The sequence below is a fragment of the Halomonas sp. MES3-P3E genome, assembly GCF_002836035.1.
Taxonomy (GTDB): Bacteria; Pseudomonadota; Gammaproteobacteria; order Pseudomonadales; family Halomonadaceae; genus Vreelandella; species Vreelandella arctica.
Genome location: NZ_PJBT01000185.1, coordinates 151,669 through 173,655, shown reverse-complemented (window position 1 = coordinate 173,655; position 21,987 = coordinate 151,669). Strand labels below are relative to the sequence as shown.

The window sequence follows — 21,987 nt, the reverse complement described above, 5'->3', positions numbered from 1 at the left end:
CTCCAAAAAGGAAAACTATTTTAAGGGTAACTAAACAAGACGTGTCTCTATCTCAACCGTGGACTCGGTCATCAAACGCTGAATGGGACAACGATGGCTGATTTCTTCTAGCCTGGCGCGCTGCTCAGGGTCATTAATGCCGTGCAGTGTTAAAGCGACACCCAGTCTGTAAATACCTTTTCGTTCCTGACCATCATCGCGTTGCACAGTGACGGTCACTCCTTCAAGTGGCCATCCCTTACGCTTGGCGTACATTTGCACGGTAATTGCTTTACACGTGCCCAAGGCGATATCGAAATAGTCGTGCGGATCAGGGGCACTGCCCTCGCCACCAACCACTGGCGGTACATCGGCATACAAATCTTCCAGACCATCGACTTCAACACGCTGCCTAAAGGCATGGTTGCGCTCACTAATGACGGTAATAGGTATGTGCATTAGGATACCTTGATGCCTAGCTTGAGTTTTTCAATGGCGTTAATCAGCGCTTCACGCTTTGCACGTCCATCGACATCAGCCCCATGGCGGCCCACCTCGGCGCTGTCAACGCCGTCCAGCATCATGAGTGCTGTGGTAATTTTGTTAACCTGCTCGACCGATTTAACACCCTGAAATGTTAATGATTGCTGCGCCATACCATTTCCCTGCCTATTGGCCAATGCAAGACTCCTACGAGGGAAAGAGTCTAGCACGCTAATAGTGCCTTGCAATTAATGCCGTCTGCCCGCACTTAAAGGCAATACGTGCACACTCATTTGTCCGCAAGCTTAGAATGGCTGACAAATCACCACTTTGATCAGGAGTTTTTATGGCGACCGTTACCTCACGCAATTCCGCCCTTGGCAGCGTCCGCCTTACTCACTTAGCCGCGCTGGATGTGAAAGGCGCCGATGCAGAAAAGTTCCTTCAAGGCCAGACTAGCGCCCAAGTCAGCCTAGCCGATGGATACTTTGCGCCGCTGACCTGTTTTTGCACACCTAAGGGCCGCATGTTAGCCAATGCTCAGTTGCTGCGCATGGGGGAAAACCATTTTCGGCTGCTACTAAGCAGCACCCTGTTAGATAGTTTAGCCAACCATCTTAAAAAATTCGCCGCCTTCTATAAGGCCGAACTGACGGCACTGCCTAACCTTACGTTCATCGGCACCGATGAGGGCGTCCAGTCACTCGCTGACCAACTTGGCCTGCAATTCCCAGAGCAGGTTGGCACTCACAGCAACAATGATCAGCTCTGTGCGCTGCGCTACCCAGGTAAGACACCGCGTTGGCTATTGTGTTTCGATCACGATATCCATGGCGACGAAATATCGTTCCAGGACGACGACGAAGACCGTAACGCATGGCAGCTTGAGGATATTCGCAGTGGCTTGGCGTGGTTGACCGATGCGCAGAAGGATCACTTTTTACCGCAAATGCTTAACTGGGAAGCGTTGGGCGGGATTAGCTTCAAGAAAGGCTGCTATACCGGCCAGGAAGTCGTCGCCCGCGCCCACTTTCGCGGTCAGGTTAAAAAGCGTCTGATGCATATTAGCGTAGAGGCGCAAGCACTATCCGAAGCGCTACCCGAGGTAGGCGCCAGCCTGACGAACGGTGACGATAAAGCGGTGGGCGAAGTCGTGGTCAGCGCCTTTAACGAGCAAGGCGGCGTCGAGCTGCTTGCAGTAATGAGTACCAAGGTCGTGGAAGAAACAGTGCCCGTATTTCTCGCAGGGGCGCCAGCCACTTTACTACCATTACCCTATACGATTGAGCGAGTTGACCCCGAACAGCTGGCGGTTGGCCTTAATAACTAGCCTTTCCGCCTTCTAAGCGTGAGGTAAGCCAAACAGCGTCGTGGCGTTATGGCTGCTTATGGTCGCTACCTGTTCCGCCGTTTGCCCGCGTAGGGCAGCCACCACACTACATACTTCCGCTACCCGGCACGGTTCATTACGCTTGCCCTGGTAGCCGCTTAGCGGCATATCAGGGCTGTCGGTTTCAAGCACAAAAGCGTCATCCGGCAGTGCCTTAACGGTTCGCTGCAACCGTTTGGCACGCTCATAAGTTACCGCGCCGCCCAATCCCAGTTTGAAACCTAAATCGAGAAACTTCGTCGCCTGCTCAATAGAGCCTGAGAAAGCGTGAATTAACCCAGCTTGAGGTAGCGCAAGTTGGCGAAGTCGCTTGGCGACCTTATCGTTAGCATGGACGCAGTGCACCACTACCGGCAGTGAGTGGTGCTTAGCGAGCCTCAATTGAGCATCAAAGTAATGCCACTGCGCGTCCAGCGTGTCGCTAAAGCGGCCATCAATGCCACACTCGCCCAACGCAACGGCCTCAGGGTGCTCGCTCAGCGATTGGTCGAGCGCCTCGATGTCGGCCTCTTGATGCTGTTGCATAAAGTGCGGATGAAGCCCCAGACAAACCGAGGTGTCATCCCGCTCGCCCAGCGCCAGCACCTGTTGCCAGCGGGCCCGGGTTGTACCCGGCACCACAAAGCGCGCCACACCCACCGCCTTGGCAGCCTCAAACACCTCAGTGCGATCATGATCGAACTCAGAAAAGTCGAGATGGCAGTGCGCGTCGATTAACATACAAAACTTAGTGTTCGCGGGTGGGTTGGAAGCGAATGTCCGGCCAGCGCTCCTGGGTCATCTGCAGGTTAACCCGAGTCGGCGCGATATAAGTGAGATAGCCACCGCCATCAATCGCCAGATTAGCGCTGGCTTTACGCTTAAACTCTTCGAGTTTTTTAGCATCCTCACAGTAGACCCAGCGGGCAGTCTGCACATTGACGCCTTCGTACAAGCAGTCGACCTTATACTCCTCTTTCAGGCGATGAGCGACCACATCGAACTGCAGGGTACCCACGGCGCCAAGAATCAGGTCATTATTGTCCATCGGCATAAAGACCTGGGTAGCACCCTCTTCAGAAAGTTGCTGCAAGCCTTTTTGCAACGCCTTCATCTTGAGCGGGTCTTTTAACCGCACGCGCTTAAAGAGTTCTGGCGCAAAGTGCGGTATACCGGTAAAGCGCATATCTTCACCGACGGTAAAAGTATCGCCGATCTGAATGGTACCGTGGTTGTGCAGGCCGATAATGTCGCCGGGCCACGCTTCTTCGACCTGCGAGCGGTCAGAGGCCATAAACGTCAACGCATCGGCAATTTTGACGTCTTTGCCAATACGCACATGGCGCATTTTCATGTTCTTTTCGTACTTGCCTGAGCAGACCCGCAAAAAGGCGATACGATCGCGATGATTGGGATCCATGTTGGCCTGGATTTTAAACACAAAACCGGTGAAGCGATCATCATCAGAAGTGACGACCCGGGTATCGGTTTCATGGGCCTGGGGCGGCGGCGCGTATTCGACAAAGCCGTCTAGCATTTCGCGCACGCCGAAGTTACCCATTGCAGTACCGAAATAGACCGGCGAAAGCTCACCACGGCGATAGGCGTCCAGATCAAACTCATGGGATGCACCGCGCACCAGCTCCACTTCCATGCGCAGCTCTTCCGCCTGCTCTTCCCCGAGCACAGCATCGACCTCGGGATTATCCAGGCCCTCAATACGCTTGTCTTCAGGGATTCGGCTACCCTGCCCCTGGGTGTAGAGGTGAACCACATCGTTATAGAGGTGATAAACGCCCTTAAAGTGACGCCCCATGCCAATCGGCCAGGTCATCGGCGCACATTGAATATTGAGTACCGTTTCGACCTCATCCATTACTTCAATGGGGTCACGGATATCACGATCCATTTTATTGATAAAGGTCAGAATCGGCGTTGTACGCAGACGACATACCTCCATCAACTTGATAGTACGATCCTCGACGCCCTTTGCGCCGTCGATCACCATCAAGGCAGAGTCTACCGCTGTAAGCGTACGGTAGGTATCTTCGGAGAAGTCTTCGTGGCCAGGTGTATCCAGCAGGTTGACGATGCGCCCGCCATAGGGGAACTGCATTACCGAGGTAGTGACAGAGATACCCCGCTCCTGCTCCATTTTCATCCAATCCGACGTTGCGTGCCGATCGTTACGCTTGCTCTTGACCGAACCGGCCAACTGGATGGCGTTGCCAAACAGCAGCATCTTTTCAGTAATGGTGGTTTTACCAGCGTCAGGGTGCGAAATGATCGCAAAGGTGCGTCTAAGCCCCGCCTCATGGGCTAACTGAGTCTCTTTCATTGTGCCTCTTTGAAAATGTTTACTCCGCGCCGCTTTCCAGTGATTGATTAGCACGCGGTGAGCAATGTCCATTGAGACAATTGTAACGCCTGGAGACCGCTTTTGTCGCGGCTGGCTTTATGAGTGACTAAGCAATTGGAGAGGCCAAAAAAAACGCTGACGAATTCAGCGTTTTTAACGAAGCATGCAACGAGATGCTGCTTCTAGGCGTTATGCGTAGGTGTTCACCTGAGTACCGACGCTGCCTTCTTTGGCCAAGTCCGGTTGTGCACCGGTGTTGGCAGAGGCTAAAACTTCCGTCACCTGCTCAGCCTGGGTGTCCAAGGCTTCTTTGAACACCTGCATCTGCGCCTGTTCGGCTGTTTGCGCCTGATTCATATAAAGCGAGGCACTGACTGAACTGCTGATGCCTACATCCATATTTTCACCTAATGGTATGCAAATGTACTTACAAACTAGCAAAGCATTAGATCACGCGCAAAGATATCGTCACTATTACTAATGCCAGCATCTACTACTATCGGCTTAACTCGCCGAATCATTAACGAATATAGCGCCCGTTCAAAACCTGTCAGCGCGAAACGGCTTCATATCAATTGCGGTAGGCTGCCCTTCCATCATATCTGCCAGCAAATGACCCGTTGCAGGACCAAGAGTAAACCCTTGATGCCCATGCCCAAAGGCGAGCCATAAACCTGGGTGGCGTGGCGCTGGGCCAATCACTGGCTTCATATCGGGCAGGCACGGCCGCGCACCTTTCCAAGGGGCTTCATCGCGGCGCTCCCCTAACGGAAACACACTGCGCGCCACTTTCTCTGCCGCGCCCAGTTGGTTAACGTCGGCGGGGGCATCAAGGCGGTCTAACTCTGCCCCGGTGGTCAAGCGGATACCCGCATTCATCGGCGCCAGCAGGTAGCCAATTTCAGCATCCATGACCCAGTAATTTAGCTTGGCCTCTGCTTGTGGGGCGTAGTGCATGTGATAGCCACGCTTCACAAAGGTAGGGAAATGGTAGCCAAGCTCCTTCAGCCAGCTACCCGCCCAAGGCCCTAGCGCCACCACGACGTCGTCTGCTTCTAACGTTTCAGCGGCAGTACTTACCTGCCACCGGCCACCCACCTGCTGAACCGAGGTGATATCCGCCTGCAGAATGCGCCCGCCATCATTGCTGAATGCTTGGGCATAAGCCGCGACCAGCGCACCGGGGTCGGCCACGGTCCAAGGGTCGAGCCAGTGAATTGCGCCAATAATATGTTCGCTAAGAGAAGGCTCTTTCTCCATCAGCGCAGCCCGATCCAGTTGCTCAAATTGAACACCATAAAGACGGCGCGCCTCTTCGGCATCTTTTAACCGTGCGGCCAACTTTTCAGGGGTACGGTAAAGCTCAAGCCATCCCTGCCTGCGCACTAAGTGTTCCGCTCCGGCAGCCTCAATCATCGGGCCATGAGTCTTCAGTGACTGCTGAATCAAAGATGCATATTCCGGCACGATTTTCTGGTAAGCCTTCGGCGCTGAATTCATCCAGTAGCGCAACAGCGGAGAAGCGGCATTCACCATGCCCGCAGGACGATAGCGAATATCAACCCGGCGATTAGGCAATACGCTCAAGAGCGTTTTAACATCCCGTGGAAATGGGTAAGGCCTAACGGCTTCACGCTGAATAATGCCTGCATTGCCAAACGAGGTTTCTCGACCAGGCTGGAGGCGGTCTACCACGGTGACCTCATGACCGCGCTGACGCAGATGCCAGGCAATGCTGACACCTACCATCCCTGCTCCTAAAACTACCGTTTGACGCGCCATGTTGATGCACTCCCCGCTGTCGATTCAGCACCATGATTGGTAATTAATAACTATTTGAAAAATATCACCAAACCAACTGCATTAATATAGTAGAAAACGCTGTTTTAGAGCCAAAAATAAGTAATTAATGCTCCATAGCGAGCTAAAAAGGAAGACAACACTATTAGCGGCATAACAATTGCTTAGTTTCTATTAGGTAACCTGAACGGTATGCAATTGACGACGTCGTAACGGCCTCTCCTCCTCTGCGAAAAACACATAAAGCACCAAAAAGAAGCGCTCGCACCAAAAGATGCCCTCGTACTAGTGACAAAGGAAAACACCATGCCTGCCACGCTAAATCTGGATAGCTCGCTGATCGATACGCTCTGGGTACTCTGGGCAGCCGCTCTGGTATTTGTGATGCAAGCTGGTTTTCTATGCTTAGAGGCTGGCACAACGCGTACCAAGAACGCGATTAATGTTGCTATGAAAAACGTAGCGGACTTTGCGATTGCCGTCAGTGTTTTTTGGCTCATCGGATTCGGCATCATGTTTGGTGATTCGTTGGGCGGTGTTGTAGGTACAACGTTATTCGGCTGGCAGTTAGACGCTTCGGGCAGCTGGGTGATTACGGTATTCATCTTCCAGGCAATGTTCTGCGCGACCGCCGCGACCATTGTGTCGGGTGCGGTGGCGGAACGCATGCCCTTTCTGGCATATATCTGGACGGCGCTCTGGATCGCGTTAATCATCTACCCCGTATTCGGCCACTGGGCTTGGGGCGGGCTACTAGGTGGTGCCGCAGGCTGGTTAGGGGCTCTAGGGTTTGTTGATTTTGCCGGCTCCACAGTGGTTCACAGTGTAGGTGGCTGGGTAGCGCTGGCAGCAGTACTCTGCATCGGCCCCCGCAGTGGTCGTTTCGCACACGACAAGCCTCCTACCGCTTTTCCCTCTGGCAACCTTCCACTCGCGATGCTTGGCGCGCTGTTTATGATATTAGGCTGGTTCGGCTTTAACGGCGGTAGCACCTTGGCTGTTACTGACCAGATACCCGGCATATTGGCTAATACCGTGCTTGGAGCCGTTGGCGGCATCCTTTCCGGCATGCTCATGGGAATGCGCACACGTCGTTACGCCGATGTGATGTACGCAATTAATGGCGCCATTGCTGGTCTAGTCGCCGTCACCGCCAGTGCGCATGTGATCTCGCTCCCAGCAGCATTTGGCTTGGGGGCGGTTAGCGGCGTGCTAATGGTACTGACCAGCGAATGGCTGCTGAGTAAGCGTATTGATGACGCCGTATGCGCCATACCTGCCCATTTAGTATCAGGCATTTGGGGCACACTCGCACTACCCTGGGTGGCGGATATGACAATGCTGGATAGTGGCCTGTCCCGACCCGCTCAATTCGGCATTCAGCTTCTTGGTGTTGTCGTTTGTGGCATCTGGAGCTTTGGCAGCGCATGGCTGCTATTTCGTATCACTCGTCGCTTTCTGCCCTTAAGGGTCTCGCCTGAAGCTGAAAAAATGGGTCTTAATTTAGCCGAGCATGGCGCCAATAATGAGCTGAACCAGCTACTCGAACATATGCGCCAGCACGAACAGCAAGGCGATATTCGCCGGCGAATTGAAGCCGACCCGTTTACTGAAGTGGGCGAAATAGCGGCCAGCTATAATCGGGTAACAGCGGCCCTTGAAACCGCCCTCGGCCACACCCGCGTGATGCTGCGTAACCTGCGCGATGGAGTAATCACCTGGCAAGCAGACGGCTCGCTGACAAGCCTTAACCCCGGCGCTGAGATGCTCTTTAATGTCGACGCCGCCACTCTCATCGGCCAACCCGTTTCCACGCTGCTACCGAACTTCAAGCTGACACCCGGTGCACGCCATGAAATCAAACGACGTACAGCCGATAAGCGAGTGCGTTATCTCGAAATACAGGTGAGCGAAGGCGCCAGCGGCTCCGCATCAGAGCGCTCTGGCATGGTGCGCGACATCACCGAGCGCAGACAGCTTCAAGAGCAGTTAAATCGCGAACGTGATCTTGCTCGCACCACTCTAGCCTCCATCGGAGATGGCGTAATTACCTGTGATGCCAGCGGCAATGTCACGTTTATCAATGCGGAAGCCAAGCGACTGACCGGCTGGACCCTTGAAGAGGCCATGGATAAACCTATTCATGTGGTTTACCAACTACTTGAGGAAATCAGCGGCGACTCCATAAGTAATCCAGCCCGGCAAGTACTGACACAGCTAACGCCAGTGCAATCAACCGAACATTGCATGCTCGTCCACCATGACGGCACGCATACCCCCATCCAGCACAGCGCCTCACCCATTCGTTCACGCAGCGGCATTACCCTGGGCGCTGTTGTGGTTTTTCAAGATGTTAGCCTCACACGCCAGCTTACTGAACAGTTGAGCTATCAGGTCAGCCACGACAACCTAACCGACCTGTTGAATCGGCGCGCCTTTGAAACAGCACTTACAGCGCTTCTCAATCGGGAGGATGGCCAGCACGTGATGTGCTACCTGGATCTTGATCAGTTCAAAATCGTCAATGATACCTGCGGTCATCTTGCGGGTGACGAACTGTTGCGCCAAGTATCATTAAAGCTGAAATCCCATGTACGCAGCAGCGATATTGCCGCGCGTCTCGGTGGCGATGAGTTCGCCCTACTGCTACCAGATTGCGGGATAGAAAGAGCACTAGTGATTACCGAGGCACTACGCAGCGATATAGAGAATTATCGTTTTGCCTGGCAAGAGCATACGTTTGGGATTGGGGTCAGTATTGGCTTGGTAGAACTCCATGCTGCTCAGCCTATGCAGCTTAGCCAAGCACTCCACGCCTCTGATGCGGCGTGCTACGCCGCCAAAGAGGCAGGCCGCAATCGTATCCACTGCTATCAGCCTGATGATCATTTTTTATTGGAAAAGCACGGTGAGCTACAGTGGGTTCAGCGCTTGCAAAATGGCCTGGACAATGATGCTTTTCGCCTTTTTGCTCAACCGATCAAAGCCATTTGTGCTGACGCCCCCGCCTACCGTGAGATATTACTTCGGCTCGAAGAGCATGGTGAACTCATCGCCCCAGGAAGTTTTTTACCTGCCGCTGAGCGCTACCACTTTATGGGACGCATTGATCGTTGGGTAATTCGCAATACTCTGGCCTGGCTAGGGGATCAAAACCGCCACTCTGTTCCGTCAGCGCATAGCCTATGGGGCATCAATCTATCCGGGGCATCGCTTTCTGACGCTGAATTTTGTCAGGATCTTATTGCTCAGGTGTCCACTGCCTATCTGCCTCACGGCACACTCTGTTTTGAAATCACTGAAAGCACCGCGATCGCACAGCTCTCACGTGTCAAAACATTGATTCATACCCTGAAAGGCTACGGCTGCCGGTTTGCATTGGATGATTTTGGCACCGGGCTTTCCTCTTTCAGCTACTTGAAGCAGCTACCCGTCGATTATCTAAAAATTGACGGTAATTTTATCCGCAATGTGCATCAAGATCCGATTGATAGAGCAATGGTTGAGGCGATTCATGCCGTCGGTAAAGCACTGGGCGTTAAGACCATTGCTGAGTTTGTTGAAACCCAGGCAACATTGGATACGTTACATCAGATGGGAATTGACTATGCACAAGGATATTTACTCGGCATGCCTGAACCGCTTACCAACATGGTCGGCAATCGCATTAAAGTAATGCCGCGCTAGCAGGAACGTGTTAACAAGAACGTAGCGATATAAAATTCAGAAACGAAAAAATCCCTAAAAAGGGCATAATCGCTGGGAGGTAAACGCTAAAAAAGAGGAAATAACAAGAAGGAAGTATGCGGGGTAATGGGGTGGATGATGGGACTTGAACCCACGACCACCGGAGTCACAATCCGGGGCTCTACCACTGAGCTACACCCACCACAACCTAAAACTGGAAACGCAAATATTGTCACTGGGGTGGATGATGGGATTTGAACCCACGACCACCGGAGTCACAATCCGGGGCTCTACCCCTGAGCTACACCCACCATAGACAATCTTACGTAAAAACAGGTATTACACACTTGAAGATATGATTCTCTGACGGGTTGTTACCACTGAAATTAGGTGGCACGCCCAGCAGGAATCGAACCCGCAACCTACGGCTTAGAAGGCCGTTGCTCTATCCGGTTGAGCTATGGGCGCACAAAAAGCATTCAGAAATAACGAATACTGATGAGCACTAGACCACAACCAAAGCTTGAAAAAGCAAGCTACTACCTTTCACGTTTAGGTGTGGTCGGGATGGAGGGATTCGAACCCCCGACATCCTGCTCCCAAAGCAGGCGCGCTACCAGACTGCGCTACATCCCGATTTTTCATCACCCTAGACGCTACCGCTTGGTCCGTCTCAAGCGAGGCATATATTACTATTTTTAATTTTAAAGTCAACCATTAAAGTGATTGTTCGTGAAGGCGCTTTGCCTGGGTGCCCTAGCGTGCGAAAATTGCCGCCTTAGAAAGCGTAGCCAACTGCGCTAGCAGCACTAGGTACTGCCTTAAAAGCCATTACGTCAAAAGGCTTCGAGACACCGCCTAGCCCTTTTCCACGTCCACAGGGATTTCTCTACATGACTGCCCAACTAATCGATGGCAAAGCCATCGCTGCTACTGTTCGCCAACAGGTTGCCGAGAAGGTTGCCGCACGTAAAGATGCAGGCGCACGAGCACCGGGCCTAGCCGTAGTTGTGGTAGGAGATGATCCCGCCTCTCACGTTTACGTCAGTAATAAGCACCGCGCCTGTGAACAGGCAGGCATTCTTTCCTTCCAGCATACTCTGCCCACTGCGACCTCTCAGCATGACTTAGAAACGCTGGTTGATCAGCTCAACAGCGACCCGGCCGTAGACGGCATACTGGTTCAACTGCCACTACCCAAGCACTTAGATGCCGGCCCTATTTTAGAGCGTATTCGTCCTGATAAAGATGTTGATGGCTTTCACCCTTACAACATTGGTCGCTTAGCACAGCGCATGCCTGCGCTACGCCCTTGCACCCCTAAAGGCATCATGACCTTACTGGCGCAAAGCGATATCGCGCTACGTGGCCTGGATGCCACCGTGGTCGGCGCTTCTAACATTGTCGGCCGCCCTATGGCGCTTGAACTGATGCTGGCGGGCTGTACCACTACCGTATGCCACCGTTTTACCCAGAACCTTAAAGACCACGTTAGCCGCGCTGACATTGTGGTGGTAGCCGTCGGCAAGCCAGGCATCGTTAAAGGGGAATGGATTAAGCCAGGGGCTGTTGTGATTGATGTAGGTATTAATCGCCAGGAAGATGGCACGCTAAAAGGCGACCTTGATTTCGCCGCCGCCGCTGAACGCGCCAGCTTTATCACCCCGGTTCCGGGCGGCGTGGGACCCATGACCGTCGCAACGCTGCTCGAAAATACGCTTGAAGCCGCCGAATGGCACGATTTGACGCCCCAGGATCACGCCTGATTCATATACCCCCCTTTTTTATGCAGGAGCATGGCGCAGTGCAACGTATTGGTATTATTGGCGCAATGGCGCAGGAAGTAAGCACCTTGGTAGCTCAGTTAGATAATGCAGAACGCTATGAGCATGCGGGCTTTGTTTTTCATACTGGCACGCGTTACGGCCTTGAGGTCATTGTCTTGCAGTCAGGGATTGGCAAAGTCAACGCGGCAGTGGGCACCGCTATTTTATTGGAGCGCCACCAACCCGACGCCATTATTAATACCGGTTCGGCGGGTGGATTTGCCACCGATTTAAAGATTGGCGATGTGATCATCTCTGATGAAGTACGCCATCATGATGTTGACGCCGTCGTATTTGGCTATGAGATGGGCCAAGTACCTGGGATGCCCGCCGCCTATCAGGCCGATACGGCGCTACGAGACATTGCCCGTAACGCCATTGCATCATTAGGTGAGGCCAACGTACGCGAAGGACTGATCGCCACGGGAGACGCTTTCATGGCCGATCCCGCGCGCGTAGAAGCAACCCGCGCCCAGTTTCCCACCATGCTGGCGGTCGAGATGGAAGGCGCTGCGATTGCTCAGACATGCTATCTCTATCAGTGCCCTTTCGTCGTGATTCGCGCGCTCTCTGACATTCCCGGCAGCGGCGACAACCACCTCTCTTTTGATGAGTTTTTGGAAGTAGCTGCCGACCACTCATCGCGCATGGTAGATCAAATGCTGAAGCAGCTTAGCCAAGGCTAGCTGGTACCTCAGGGCTACGCCTTCTTAATGGCCCATCCAAGCGTTTCGCCCGCCAATAGCGGAATAATCGCCTCGCCTTGGGCATAGGAGTAGCTCTCTGGCAGTCGCCATTCGCGTCGTTCTAGCGTCATGGTGTCAGCGTTAGGCGTCAGGCCATAAAAGCGCGGCCCGTTAAGGCTGGCAAAGGCTTCCAGTTTATCCAAGGCATTCATTTCATCGAAAGCAGTAGCGTAAAGTTCAATGGCGGCGGGGGCGGTATAAGCACCCGCACAGCCGCAGCTTGACTCTTTAGCACCCTGAGAGTGAGGCGCGCTATCGGTGCCCAAAAAGAACTTATGGCTACCGCTGGTGGCTGCTTTCAAAAGCGCCTGACGATGCTGCTCACGCTTGAGAATCGGCAAGCAGTAGTAATGAGGGCGAATACCACCGACCAACATTTTATTGCGATTGAACAGTAAGTGATGGGCCGTAATCGTTGCAGCCACATTGTCCGGCGCTTGCGCGACAAACTCTGCGGCCTGCTGAGTAGTGATATGCTCAAACACCACTTTCAGCGTGGGGTGGCGCTCCAGTAACGGCTTCATCACGTTTTCAATAAATACCGCTTCGCGATCAAAAATATCAATCTCAGCGGTAGTGACCTCGCCATGTACTAACAGGGGTATGCCTACTTCAACCATCTTGGCAATAGTGGCATCACAATGGGCTAAGTCGGTCACACCTGAGTCAGAATTTGTAGTGGCACCCGCTGGGTAAAGCTTGACCGCTTTGACGATGCCGCTCCGCGCTGCGCGTTCAATCTCTTCGGGGGGCGTGGTATCGGTAAGGTAAAGCACCATTAAGGGCTCAAAAGCACTGCCCGCGGGTAAGGCGTCTAGGATACGTTGACGATAATCAATCGCCTGGGAGGTTGTGGTGATCGGCGGGGTTAGATTAGGCATAATGATGGCCCGCCCCATCTGTGCGGCGGTATGGCCTACCACCGCCTTTAGCGCTTCACCATCGCGTAAATGAAGATGCCAATCATCGGGGCGGGTCAGTGTTACAGTGTCCACGGCGAGTCCTGTACTGGAGTGATGTCGGAAAAATGATAGCGACAGTATACGCAATTGCGCGATTGGATAAATCCACTCTTCGAGCACCACACATTTGCCCAAGTGTCGTATCATGGCGGCACTTTTCTTAATGAACCCGTCTTAACGACTAGGGTTGATAGCTCGCGGTTAACGTTAAGGGCCCGATTGTTTATGCAGAATGTGCGGCGTTATGCGGATGTCATTGCCAGCCTGGAGGGCGTGTTATGGCTAAGCCTGGCTTGGTCAATTTCGCTGTCTGTCCATATGGGCAGCACGGAACCTACCCTCGCCAGTTTGTTAGTGATTGGTGCTCTCGTGGTGTTCTGTTGGGCGCATCGCCCGCTGCGTTATTTGTTGGGTCGTTACCATATTCGCAAACGCCGAACCGATATGTGGATACATATTTTAGCCCTGCCACTGCTGCTGGCGATGTTCTTCCACATCATGCTGGAAGCCCTTTTAGGCAGCGCCTGGTTGCCGCCGAAAATGCTGCTATTTAATATCCTGGCCTCTGCTGGCTGGGCCACCTACGTCATGACGTTGTTTATTAAGTTTGTTATTCATGGCCTAAAAACCAGGACTAAGTAAGCTCATCATGCCAACGGCTCTACCACTTCCGCTCTCTACGCCCAACCGTAATTTAGTGCGGCTCACTATCGTGCGCGGTATTACCTGGACCGGTTTTTTACTGGCAATTATTGTGGGTGTCGAATTGCTCGCCTTCGATTTACCAGTGACTGCTGTGGTAAGCGTGGTGATAGCCATGGGCATACTGAATATCGCCACTTGGTGGCGATTGGGTCGTCCACGGGCCGTTACCCACCTGGAGTATCTACTGCACCTACTGGCCGATATTGCAGGCCTTACACTGCTGTTTTACTTTTCCGGGGGCTCCACCAACCCTTTTATTACCTACTACTTAGTCCCGGTTACTATTGCCGCCGCCACCCTGCCCTGGCGCCACGCCTGGATCATTGCAGCCTGCGCTATGGCGGGGTATACCTCTTTAATGTTCTCTTACTACCCAATCCCGCAATTGGGTCATATTAATAGCGACAGCCCCTTGAGCCTGCACATATTGGGTATGTGGCTTAACTTTGGCCTCTCAGCGGGTTTGGTGACCTTTTTTATCTACAAAATGGCCCACGCATTGCGTAGCCGGGACCAGGCACTTTCCCGCACCCGGGAAGCCGCGTTGCGTAATGAACAGGTATTGGCAGTCGCCACTCAAGCCGCCGGCACAGCGCATGAATTGGGAACGCCGCTCTCTACCATGGCGGTACTACTCAAAGAAATGCAGGCCGACGCGCTACCTGAGTCTGAACTGCATGAGGACATCACCCTCCTGCGTCAGCAGGTGGACGTCTGCAAATCACGGCTGCAAAACTTAGTCTCTAATGCGGATAGGCGCCGAATGGCAGAGCCTGAAGTACTTGATGCAGAAGTTTGGCTAGCAGGCGTTGTGCAGCGCTGGCTAGTGCTAAGGCCTGATGTGAGCCATCAGTTCGAGGTGGCTGAGAAGCGTAGCAGGCCATGGCTTGCGGTTGATGCCACGCTTGACCAAGCGTTAACGAATCTTTTGAACAACGCCGCCGACGCCAACCCTGAGCAAATTTCGATTCGTTTAGATTGGCAGGATGAAAATGTGGTCATTGATATACGCGACCATGGCCCAGGGGTGGCCATGTCGATTGCCGACCAGCTAGGGGAAACGTTTATCTCCACAAAAAGCAAAGGCATGGGTATTGGTTTGTTTTTAACCCATGCCACTATCAATCGCTTTGGAGGCGGGGTAAGCCTGTATAATCACCCGGAAGGGGGTACGCTAACGGAAGTTACACTGCCCCGCTGCGCGGCACCGCATTAAACCCGGCTGCCCAAGCATCGCCTTTTATGGATTGAGGACAACATGCAAACGCGAGACCAACGCCTGCTGATTGTTGATGACGATGAAATGTTTTGTCATGTGCTAAATCGCGCTTTAACGCGGCGTGGTTACGAAGTCATTGTTGCCCATGATGCCGATCAGGCCCTGGCAATGGCCGCCCAGTACTTACCCACGATGGCGACCCTTGATCTAAAACTGGAAAATAGTTCGGGCTTAAAGCTGCTTCCCGAGCTACTGGCCATTTCGCCCCAGTGTCGCATTGTGGTGCTGACAGGCTACTCCAGCATTGCAACTGCCGTTGAGGCCATTAAGCTTGGTGCAGTTAATTATCTCTGCAAGCCGGTAGATGCAGACGACGTCCTCACGGCCTTTGAGCGCCAAAGTGGCGACCCTGATATTGAGTTGGCTGATAACCCACCTTCGATTAACCGCATCACCTGGGAGCATATTCAGAAGGTACTCCAGGAGCACGACGGCAATATATCGGCCACCGCCCGAGCACTGGGCATGCACCGCCGTACCCTGCAGCGCAAATTACAAAAACGCCCAGTGCGGCGTTAGATTGTTGGCTAACTGCTCGCCAGCTCAACCCCCCGTCCCCACTTAAGCGTTTAGGCGGGGGCCTCAACGCTTAATGCGCCGTCCAGCCTAGATCAATATTAAAGCTTGATCCGGTCACTGCACCGGCAGCATCGGACGCCAAGTAGGCGACTAATTGCGCCACTTCCTCAGGCTCGATCAGGCGTTTGATCGCCGCCTCTTTGAGCATGACTTTCTCAATCACTTCCTGTTCATCCATACCGTGCAATTTAGCTTGGTCGGCGATCTGATTATCCACCAGTGGCGTTTTTACATAGGCAGGGCAAACAGCGTTAGCGGTAATCCCTTGCTCGCCACCTTCCAACGCTGCGGTTTTAGTCAGACCAATCATCCCGTGCTTGGCGCTGATGTAAGCTGCTTTGCCGGGCGAGGCCACCTGGGCATGTATTGAAGCCACGTTAACGATGCGCCCCCAGCCTTTTTCGCGCATGTGCGGCCAGGCCGCTTGCGTGAGCAGAAAGGGAGCGGTCAGCATCAGATCCATAATCTGCCGCCACTTTTCCTCGGGAAACGTCTCGATCGACGCAACATGCTGGATACCGGCGTTATTGACCAATATATCAACCCCGCCAAAACGCTTAACCGCATCGGCTACCGCCGCACGGCAGGCATCTGGGTCGGTCAGGTCGGCTTCAAAAAAGGCAGCGCCAGCCTGTTCAGCAATCGCTTTTCCCGCCGGGTTAAAATCGACAGCAAGCACTTGATAGCCTAGCTCGCAAAAGTGCTTAACAACCGCAGCACCGATACCACTGCTGGTCCCGGTGACCAGCGCTACACGCGGCGTTGAAACTGATGAGGAAGTCATAGGCATTTCCTTGGCATAAGTGGTCAGAAGGTGTTTTCAGTATAGCGGTACGTGGTTAAGCGTCAGACTCATCGGCAGGTTGCATTAAACGCGCCATCATTTGCTGCGCCAACCTAGCAGCCTCCTGCATGTTCTCGAGTTCTTCTAAATTGCGCAAGATTGCGCGCTTATAGAGCCCATATCCACCTGGCAGGCGCTCAAGAAATAGCTGATAGGCGCCTGAAGGCAAGGTAAGCGTCAGCGAATCTACCAAAGGTTCCGTGAGACGGGGGTGATCAGGCACCACGACCAGCCAAAGCTCACAGGGTGTAATCAACGCACCCACCATGTTTCCAGCACCATGATGCTGAAAGCATAGCGCATCAACCCCTAACCGTGGGTTCCATCCCTCCTGTTGTTTCATGGAAGGTAAATGCACATCTCGATAGGCCTTCGCCAGTTCAGCAAGAGAGGCGTATTCGTCAGCAGTCAGCATATACATAAACGTGTGAATTTTTTCCAGGTGATAACAGGCATTAATGGGCAATGTAGCGAGCTGCTATTGGCGAAATAAGTGTTGCTAAGCCACAATGGGCGCAGATTATCGTGCCGCAAAGACTTTTCACTCGGTTACGTTCCACTTTGTAACTTATTCTGCTTATCGTAAAGGAGCGCCACCTATGTTTGTGGTTATTTTTGGTCGGATGTCCTGCCCCTTCTGTGTACGCGCTAAACACCTTGCGGATCACTTGGAAAAAGCCGGAAAAATTGAAGGGTACCGCTATGTTGATATGCCTTCTGAAGGCGTTACTAAAGAAGATATCGCCAAGACCGCTGGCAAACCCATTCACACCGTACCGCAAGTGTTTGTTGATCAAACCCATGTCGGTGGCTTTACCGAGTTTGATCAGTTTGTCCGCGACAAACAGCTCCTCGCCGTTTAATAGTAATTGGCGATTGCCACTGCGCTGCCGTTAAAACGCTCGTTAATACCCGTTGAACCCATGCCTGCCTTGCTTGCCTATACTGTGCAGTTACTCATGGCCCACGCGAGGTGTGCCACTTTTAGGCAAGGAGTTCACCATGCAGCGTCAGGAGTTTGTTCAGCAGCTGTGGCTAGACTATGTACATACACACCCCGATATTGGGGCATTGAGGCTGTGGCCACTCTCGGCCGCAGCCGAATATTTAACCTTAGTTACGCTCAACTACGGCCCTTTTTCCGCTACCGCGCTTAGCAGCAATTTAGCCCACATGGGCTATCGCGCTATTAGCCACTACGCCATGGCAGACAAAGGCCTACTCGTGCATTTACTAGCCCCCAGCGATGGCAGTAGCTGGCTAGTGCTTGCCGAATTGCAAATAGGCACCCTTTCTAAAGCGCCGCGAGAAGCGATTGAAGGACTGGTGCGCCAATCGCATCCCCAGGATTGCAAAGGGCATAATTTACTTTGCCGCGGCAGACCCTGGCCAATGCCCTCTTGGGCGCTTTACCAGCAGTTGCAACAGGCCCATCCGCTAGCCGCATGGCTTGCGGTCATGGGACCCCGCTTGCACCACGCGGGCTTTGATTGTGGTCAGCTTGGCGAACCGTTAGCCGTTTTGGATCAACGTCTCCAAGAGGTAGGCATGCTGAGCCTGAAAGAGCAGCAGAACGGTGTTTTTACGGTGTCAGCACTGCTCGACCATCGTTTTTACCCAACGACACCGCAGAAAGCCGTATTCGCCGATGGCGATGAGCATCGCCTCTGCTTAGGAGGGCTGGCGCTCGTCCAAAAACATGTAGAGCATAGTCACGAGCGCCTAGCCGACGTACTTCTGCCCCATCACACACGCTGTGAAATGGCGTGAGACGCTAACTTTTTTCAGTTAGTGTCTCACTATCCCACTATCTTTAATGCCACTCGGCTTAAAGGCTGACGGGGTGCCTTATTAAGCGTCAAAGGTCATTTCAGGCACGTGGTCTGGCACGATTAGTTTGCCCGCTGTTTTTTCGACGATTTCTTCAACGCTAACGCCGGGCGCACGCTCTTTGAGGATAAAAGCACCGTCTTTGATTTCCAGATAAGCGAGATCGGTCAAAACACGGTTAATACAACCAGCCCCCGTCAGCGGCAGCTCACATTTTTCCAGCAGTTTGGATTCGCCATGTTTAGAGGCATGCGTCATGGTGCAAATAATATTATCAGCGCCAGCCACCAGATCCATGGCGCCGCCCATGCCTTTGATAAGCTTGCCGGGGATCATCCACGAGGCGATATTGCCTTGTTGATCAACCTCAAAGGCGCCCAGCACGGTCAAATCCACATGTCCACCACGAATCATGGCAAAGGACTCAGCTGAAGAGAAAATCGCCGCACCTGGGCGCGCCGTCACGGTCTCTTTACCCGCATTGATCATATCTGGATCAAGCTCTTCTTCGGTGGGGTAACGGCCCATCCCCAGCAGTCCGTTTTCGGATTGCAGCATGACATCAATGCCGTCTGGAATGTAATTGGCAACCAGGGTGGGAATACCAATGCCCAAATTGACGTAAAAGCCATCTTGAAGTTCGCGAGCGACACGCTGGGCCATTTGTTCTCGTGTTAAAGCCATGGTGACTACCTCTTGTTGAATCGTTAAATGAGAAGCGAGTGAGATATTTGAAATTTAAGTCTTTGAAAAGCGGTGACTTAACTGCGCACCGTGCGTTTTTCAATGCGCTTTTCAAACGTGCCTTGAATAATCCGATCCACATAAATGCCTGGCGTATGGATCTGGCTAGGCTCAAGCTCACCCGGCTCCACAATTTCTTCAACTTCTACCACGGTGATTTTTCCTGCAGTAGCGGCCATGGGATTAAAATTTTGTGCTGTATGGCGATACATCACATTGCCATAGCGATCCGCTTTCCAGCCTTTCACAATGGCAAAGTCACCTATAATGGCTTCTTCTAAAATATAGTGCCGGTCATTGAAGACACGCACTTCCTTGCCTTCGCCAATCGGCGTGCCGTAGCCGGTGGCAGTGTAAAAAGCAGGGATACCCGCGCCACCTGCGCGCATTTTTTCCGCCAACGTGCCTTGAGGCGTCAACACCACCTCAATTTCATCGTTGAGCATTTGCTTCTCAAATAACGCGTTTTCACCGACGTAAGAGGCCAGAATTTTACTGATTTGACGATCTTCAAGCAGTATCCCCAAGCCAAAACCATCCACACCACAGTTATTTGAAACCACGGTAAGGTCTTTAACGCCGCGACGCTTGATTTCAGCGATCAGATTTTCGGGAATGCCGCATAGGCCAAAGCCGCCAGCGATGACGGTCATACCGCTCTCGATGCCTTCCATCGCTTCTTCGTAGGAAGATACTCGCTTATCGAATCCTGCCATTGTTGTGCCTCACGTTGTTGTCATTAAATATGAGTGGTCATTGATATGAGCTGTCAATAATACATAGACCGCCCCTTAAGATAGTGCCAGTGTTGTGCCAGATGATATATTTGTTAAGTTTGTTTTTCTTATCAATTCATTGATAAAACTTATAAAAGGCACTTTATGACCGTCAAACAGTTGCGCGCCTTTCTCGCGGTCGCCCAAACGCTTAGCTTTACTCAGGCCTGTGAGCGGCTGTATTTATCCCAACCAGCGCTCAGCTTGGCGATCAAAGGGTTAGAAGAGTCGTTGGGGGGCAAATTGTTAATCCGGAGCACCCGTAGCGTTAGGCTAACCCCAGAAGGCGAGTCACTGCTACCGCTGGCCAAACACTTGCTGGCCCAATGGGATAATACCGAAGAACGGTTGCGTCAACGCTTCACGCTTCAGCTGGGCCGGTTAAGCGTCGCCGCCATGCCTGCTTTCGCCTGTAACTTGTTACCCGCAGCGTTAGTTAAGTTTCGCCAGCAATATCCCAAGATCAATATCACAGTCCACGACGTGATCAATGAAGAAGTCACTGAAATGGTGCGCTCTCGGCAGGTGGAAATGGGAATCGCTTTCTCACCGGAAGGCGCGGGCAGCCTGCTGTTTACACCCCTGTTTGAAGATCATTTTGTCGCGGTGGTACCACCGACTTCCTCGCTAAATCAAGCCTCACAGCTCGCTTGGTCGACCCTTCTCAATCACGATTTTATTACGCTGCAGCGCCCTTCTATGGTGCGCCGCTTACTGGAACAGGAGCTGCGGAAACAACACATGGAACTGCCTGTGGCGTTTGAAAGCCACCAGCTCTCCACCGTCGGAAGAATGGTTGCTGACGGGTTAGGGGTGAGCGCAGTGCCTTCTATGTGTATTCGACAAATGCATGAGCTGGGCGCCCGGTGCATACCGCTAACAGCGCCAGCCATCTCTTGCCGTGTAGGTATTTTGACACACCAAGAGCTTTCCGTTGCCGCCCATGCGCTTCGCACTGTACTGCTTAATACCGTTCAAGCGCCTTCGCTCCCTCTCGACTAACCCTCTGCTAAGTTGATGAGACGAACTGGGGTTCTGCTGGGCAGCGTGGCTAGGATCATTTAGCATTCAGTATTAAGCTATTCGTCTGACGGTAAGGAAACGTGGTATGCCTATTTTCAAGGGGCTTGTCAGCGCTCTGCTGCTAACGCTCAACACGCTATTTTGGGGCGTACCTCTAATTCTGTTGACGCTACTCAAACTCATTGCTCCCGGGCAGCGACTGAAACAGAAGGTGCTGCTGGGTTTAAATGCCGTGGCACTCAACTGGATTGGCTTTAATCTGTGGTGGATGCGGCATTGGCTTAAGCCTGACGTATCAATCACCGTTCCCGAGCAGTTGAGCCCCCATCAGTGGTGGCTGGTAATATCCAACCACCGCAGCTGGACTGATATCTTTATGCTATTCATGGCGTTACACCGCCGTATTCCGATGCCGCGTTTTTTCCTCAAACGTCAATTAATCTGGATTCCTATCGTTGGCTTGGCTTTTTGGGCACTCGAATTCCCCTTCATGCGCCGCTTTAGCCGTGAACAAATAGCTAAAAACCCCAAACTTGCCACCATAGACCGCACGTCTACCGAGCGTATGTGCCAACAGGCACGTAATACCCCGATTGCGATTTTTAATTTCGTCGAAGGCACGCGTTTTAGCGTCGCTAAGCGCGATGCCCAGCAAAGCCCTTATCGTCACTTGTTGCGCCCCAAAGCAGGTGGCGTTGCCCAGGTACTTAGCCTGCTAGGCAGTCAATTAGATGGTATTCTGGACGTAACCATTAGCTATACCAACCCATCCCCCACTTTTTGGGGTTTTTTGTGCGGTAATGAAGCACCCATTACGCTATACGCACGGCAACTAGATATTCCTCAGTGGATGTACGCACCTAATAACCACGACGAAAAGCAGCATAAGGAACGTTTCCACACATGGATCAATTCACTCTGGCGGGCAAAAGATGGTTTGTTGGACGGCCAAACCGATCACGACTGATTGGTTTGCTAAGCACCTGCCTATTAGCC

22 protein-coding genes and 4 tRNA genes are annotated in these 21,987 nt (G+C 52.7%); 11 read left to right on the top strand and 15 right to left on the bottom strand.

The features are described from left to right. Nucleotides 1-30: 30 nt before the first annotated feature. Nucleotides 31-438: an OsmC family protein gene (locus tag CXF87_RS15665; protein ID WP_101147258.1), complete on the bottom strand. Its 408-nt coding sequence runs from the start codon at nt 436-438 to the stop codon at nt 31-33. Next, nucleotides 438-635 (bottom strand): hypothetical protein, encoded by a 198-nt coding sequence (locus CXF87_RS15660; RefSeq protein ID WP_101147257.1) that lies wholly within the window; start codon nt 633-635, stop codon nt 438-440. Before CXF87_RS15660 ends, CXF87_RS15665 begins: the two co-directional genes overlap by 1 nt. Nucleotides 636-808: 173 nt before the next feature. Here CXF87_RS15660 and ygfZ point away from each other — a divergent pair, with 173 nt between their 5' ends. Further along, the gene (gene ygfZ, locus CXF87_RS15655) at nt 809-1,792 is read left to right on the top strand and encodes a CAF17-like 4Fe-4S cluster assembly/insertion protein YgfZ (protein WP_101147256.1); all 984 of its coding nucleotides are present in this window, start codon (nt 809-811) and stop codon (nt 1,790-1,792) included. Nucleotides 1,793-1,804: 12 nt separating this feature from the next. On the opposite strand, the gene CXF87_RS15650 is transcribed toward ygfZ, so the two are convergent. The 4 genes from CXF87_RS15650 to CXF87_RS15635 form a co-directional block, all read right to left on the bottom strand. Further along, nucleotides 1,805-2,572, bottom strand: a complete 768-nt coding sequence (locus CXF87_RS15650; protein ID WP_101147255.1) for a TatD family hydrolase — start codon at nt 2,570-2,572, stop codon at nt 1,805-1,807. A gap of 7 nt (nt 2,573-2,579) precedes the next feature. Further along, nucleotides 2,580-4,169: a peptide chain release factor 3 gene (locus tag CXF87_RS15645; RefSeq protein ID WP_101147254.1), complete on the bottom strand. Its 1,590-nt coding sequence runs from the start codon at nt 4,167-4,169 to the stop codon at nt 2,580-2,582. Between the two features lie 210 nt (nt 4,170-4,379). Continuing rightward, nucleotides 4,380-4,589, bottom strand: a complete 210-nt coding sequence (locus CXF87_RS15640; RefSeq protein WP_101147253.1) for a putative motility protein — start codon at nt 4,587-4,589, stop codon at nt 4,380-4,382. A gap of 141 nt (nt 4,590-4,730) precedes the next feature. Then, nucleotides 4,731-5,972, bottom strand: coding sequence for an NAD(P)/FAD-dependent oxidoreductase (locus CXF87_RS15635; protein WP_101147252.1), 1,242 nt, complete (start codon nt 5,970-5,972; stop codon nt 4,731-4,733). A gap of 324 nt (nt 5,973-6,296) precedes the next feature. On the opposite strand from CXF87_RS15635, the gene amt reads away from it, so the two are divergent. Further along, a complete protein-coding gene (gene amt, locus CXF87_RS15630) occupies nt 6,297-9,677 on the top strand; it encodes an ammonium transporter (RefSeq protein ID WP_101147251.1) in 3,381 nt (1,126 codons plus the stop codon). Nucleotides 9,678-9,804: 127 nt separating this feature from the next. Here the strand turns inward: amt and CXF87_RS15625 are convergent. The 4 genes from CXF87_RS15625 to CXF87_RS15610 all read right to left on the bottom strand — a co-directional run bounded on the left by CXF87_RS15625 (nt 9,805) and on the right by CXF87_RS15610 (nt 10,313). After that, nucleotides 9,805-9,879: transfer RNA gene (locus CXF87_RS15625), tRNA-His, on the bottom strand. 34 nt (nt 9,880-9,913) lie between these two features. Then, nucleotides 9,914-9,988 (bottom strand) — tRNA-His (locus CXF87_RS15620). A gap of 80 nt (nt 9,989-10,068) precedes the next feature. After that, nucleotides 10,069-10,145: transfer RNA gene (locus tag CXF87_RS15615), tRNA-Arg, on the bottom strand. Nucleotides 10,146-10,236: 91 nt separating this feature from the next. Continuing rightward, nucleotides 10,237-10,313: transfer RNA gene (locus tag CXF87_RS15610), tRNA-Pro, on the bottom strand. 257 nt (nt 10,314-10,570) lie between these two features. Between CXF87_RS15610 and folD the strand changes: the two genes are divergently transcribed. Next, nucleotides 10,571-11,443 (top strand): bifunctional methylenetetrahydrofolate dehydrogenase/methenyltetrahydrofolate cyclohydrolase FolD, encoded by an 873-nt coding sequence (gene folD, locus CXF87_RS15605; protein ID WP_101147250.1) that lies wholly within the window; start codon nt 10,571-10,573, stop codon nt 11,441-11,443. 38 nt (nt 11,444-11,481) lie between these two features. After that, nucleotides 11,482-12,189: a 5'-methylthioadenosine/S-adenosylhomocysteine nucleosidase gene (gene mtnN / locus CXF87_RS15600; RefSeq protein ID WP_101147286.1), complete on the top strand. Its 708-nt coding sequence runs from the start codon at nt 11,482-11,484 to the stop codon at nt 12,187-12,189. Nucleotides 12,190-12,203: 14 nt separating this feature from the next. On the opposite strand, the gene pyrC is transcribed toward mtnN, so the two are convergent. Next, complete coding sequence (gene pyrC, locus CXF87_RS15595; RefSeq protein ID WP_101147249.1) at nt 12,204-13,244, bottom strand: dihydroorotase; 1,041 nt, start codon at nt 13,242-13,244, stop codon at nt 12,204-12,206. 192 nt (nt 13,245-13,436) lie between these two features. Between pyrC and CXF87_RS15590 the strand changes: the two genes are divergently transcribed. Genes CXF87_RS15590 through CXF87_RS15580 form a run of 3 tightly spaced genes read left to right on the top strand, consistent with a single transcriptional unit; the run spans nt 13,437 to nt 15,714 of the window. Continuing rightward, nucleotides 13,437-13,853 (top strand): hypothetical protein, encoded by a 417-nt coding sequence (locus tag CXF87_RS15590; protein ID WP_008958009.1) that lies wholly within the window; start codon nt 13,437-13,439, stop codon nt 13,851-13,853. Between the two features lie 7 nt (nt 13,854-13,860). Continuing rightward, the gene (locus tag CXF87_RS15585; protein WP_101147248.1) at nt 13,861-15,132 is read left to right on the top strand and encodes an ATP-binding protein; all 1,272 of its coding nucleotides are present in this window, start codon (nt 13,861-13,863) and stop codon (nt 15,130-15,132) included. A 42-nt stretch (nt 15,133-15,174) separates the two neighbouring features. Beyond that, nucleotides 15,175-15,714, top strand: a complete 540-nt coding sequence (locus tag CXF87_RS15580) for a response regulator transcription factor (protein ID WP_101147247.1) — start codon at nt 15,175-15,177, stop codon at nt 15,712-15,714. Nucleotides 15,715-15,784: 70 nt separating this feature from the next. Here the strand turns inward: CXF87_RS15580 and CXF87_RS15575 are convergent, their stop codons facing one another. Next, complete coding sequence (locus CXF87_RS15575; protein WP_101147246.1) at nt 15,785-16,558, bottom strand: 3-hydroxybutyrate dehydrogenase; 774 nt, start codon at nt 16,556-16,558, stop codon at nt 15,785-15,787. Nucleotides 16,559-16,613: 55 nt separating this feature from the next. After that, complete coding sequence (gene hybE, locus CXF87_RS15570; protein ID WP_332870663.1) at nt 16,614-17,033, bottom strand: [NiFe]-hydrogenase assembly chaperone HybE; 420 nt, start codon at nt 17,031-17,033, stop codon at nt 16,614-16,616. Between the two features lie 184 nt (nt 17,034-17,217). Between hybE and CXF87_RS15565 the strand changes: the two genes are divergently transcribed. Further along, entirely contained in the window at nt 17,218-17,481 is a 264-nt protein-coding gene (locus CXF87_RS15565; RefSeq protein ID WP_035558335.1) for a GrxA family glutaredoxin, read from the top strand. A gap of 139 nt (nt 17,482-17,620) precedes the next feature. After that, nucleotides 17,621-18,388, top strand: a complete 768-nt coding sequence (locus CXF87_RS15560; protein WP_101147244.1) for a DUF1338 family protein — start codon at nt 17,621-17,623, stop codon at nt 18,386-18,388. A gap of 81 nt (nt 18,389-18,469) precedes the next feature. On the opposite strand, the gene CXF87_RS15555 is transcribed toward CXF87_RS15560, so the two are convergent. Together CXF87_RS15555 and CXF87_RS15550 are read right to left on the bottom strand one after the other, a co-directional pair. Then, nucleotides 18,470-19,132, bottom strand: a complete 663-nt coding sequence (locus CXF87_RS15555) for a CoA transferase subunit B (RefSeq protein ID WP_101147243.1) — start codon at nt 19,130-19,132, stop codon at nt 18,470-18,472. Between the two features lie 77 nt (nt 19,133-19,209). Then, nucleotides 19,210-19,908, bottom strand: a complete 699-nt coding sequence (locus tag CXF87_RS15550; protein WP_008958017.1) for a CoA transferase subunit A — start codon at nt 19,906-19,908, stop codon at nt 19,210-19,212. 165 nt (nt 19,909-20,073) lie between these two features. On the opposite strand from CXF87_RS15550, the gene CXF87_RS15545 reads away from it, so the two are divergent. Then, complete coding sequence (locus CXF87_RS15545; RefSeq protein ID WP_101147242.1) at nt 20,074-20,970, top strand: LysR family transcriptional regulator; 897 nt, start codon at nt 20,074-20,076, stop codon at nt 20,968-20,970. 106 nt (nt 20,971-21,076) lie between these two features. Then, complete coding sequence (locus CXF87_RS15540; protein WP_101147241.1) at nt 21,077-21,958, top strand: acetyltransferase; 882 nt, start codon at nt 21,077-21,079, stop codon at nt 21,956-21,958. The last annotated feature ends 29 nt before the right edge of the window (nt 21,959-21,987 follow it).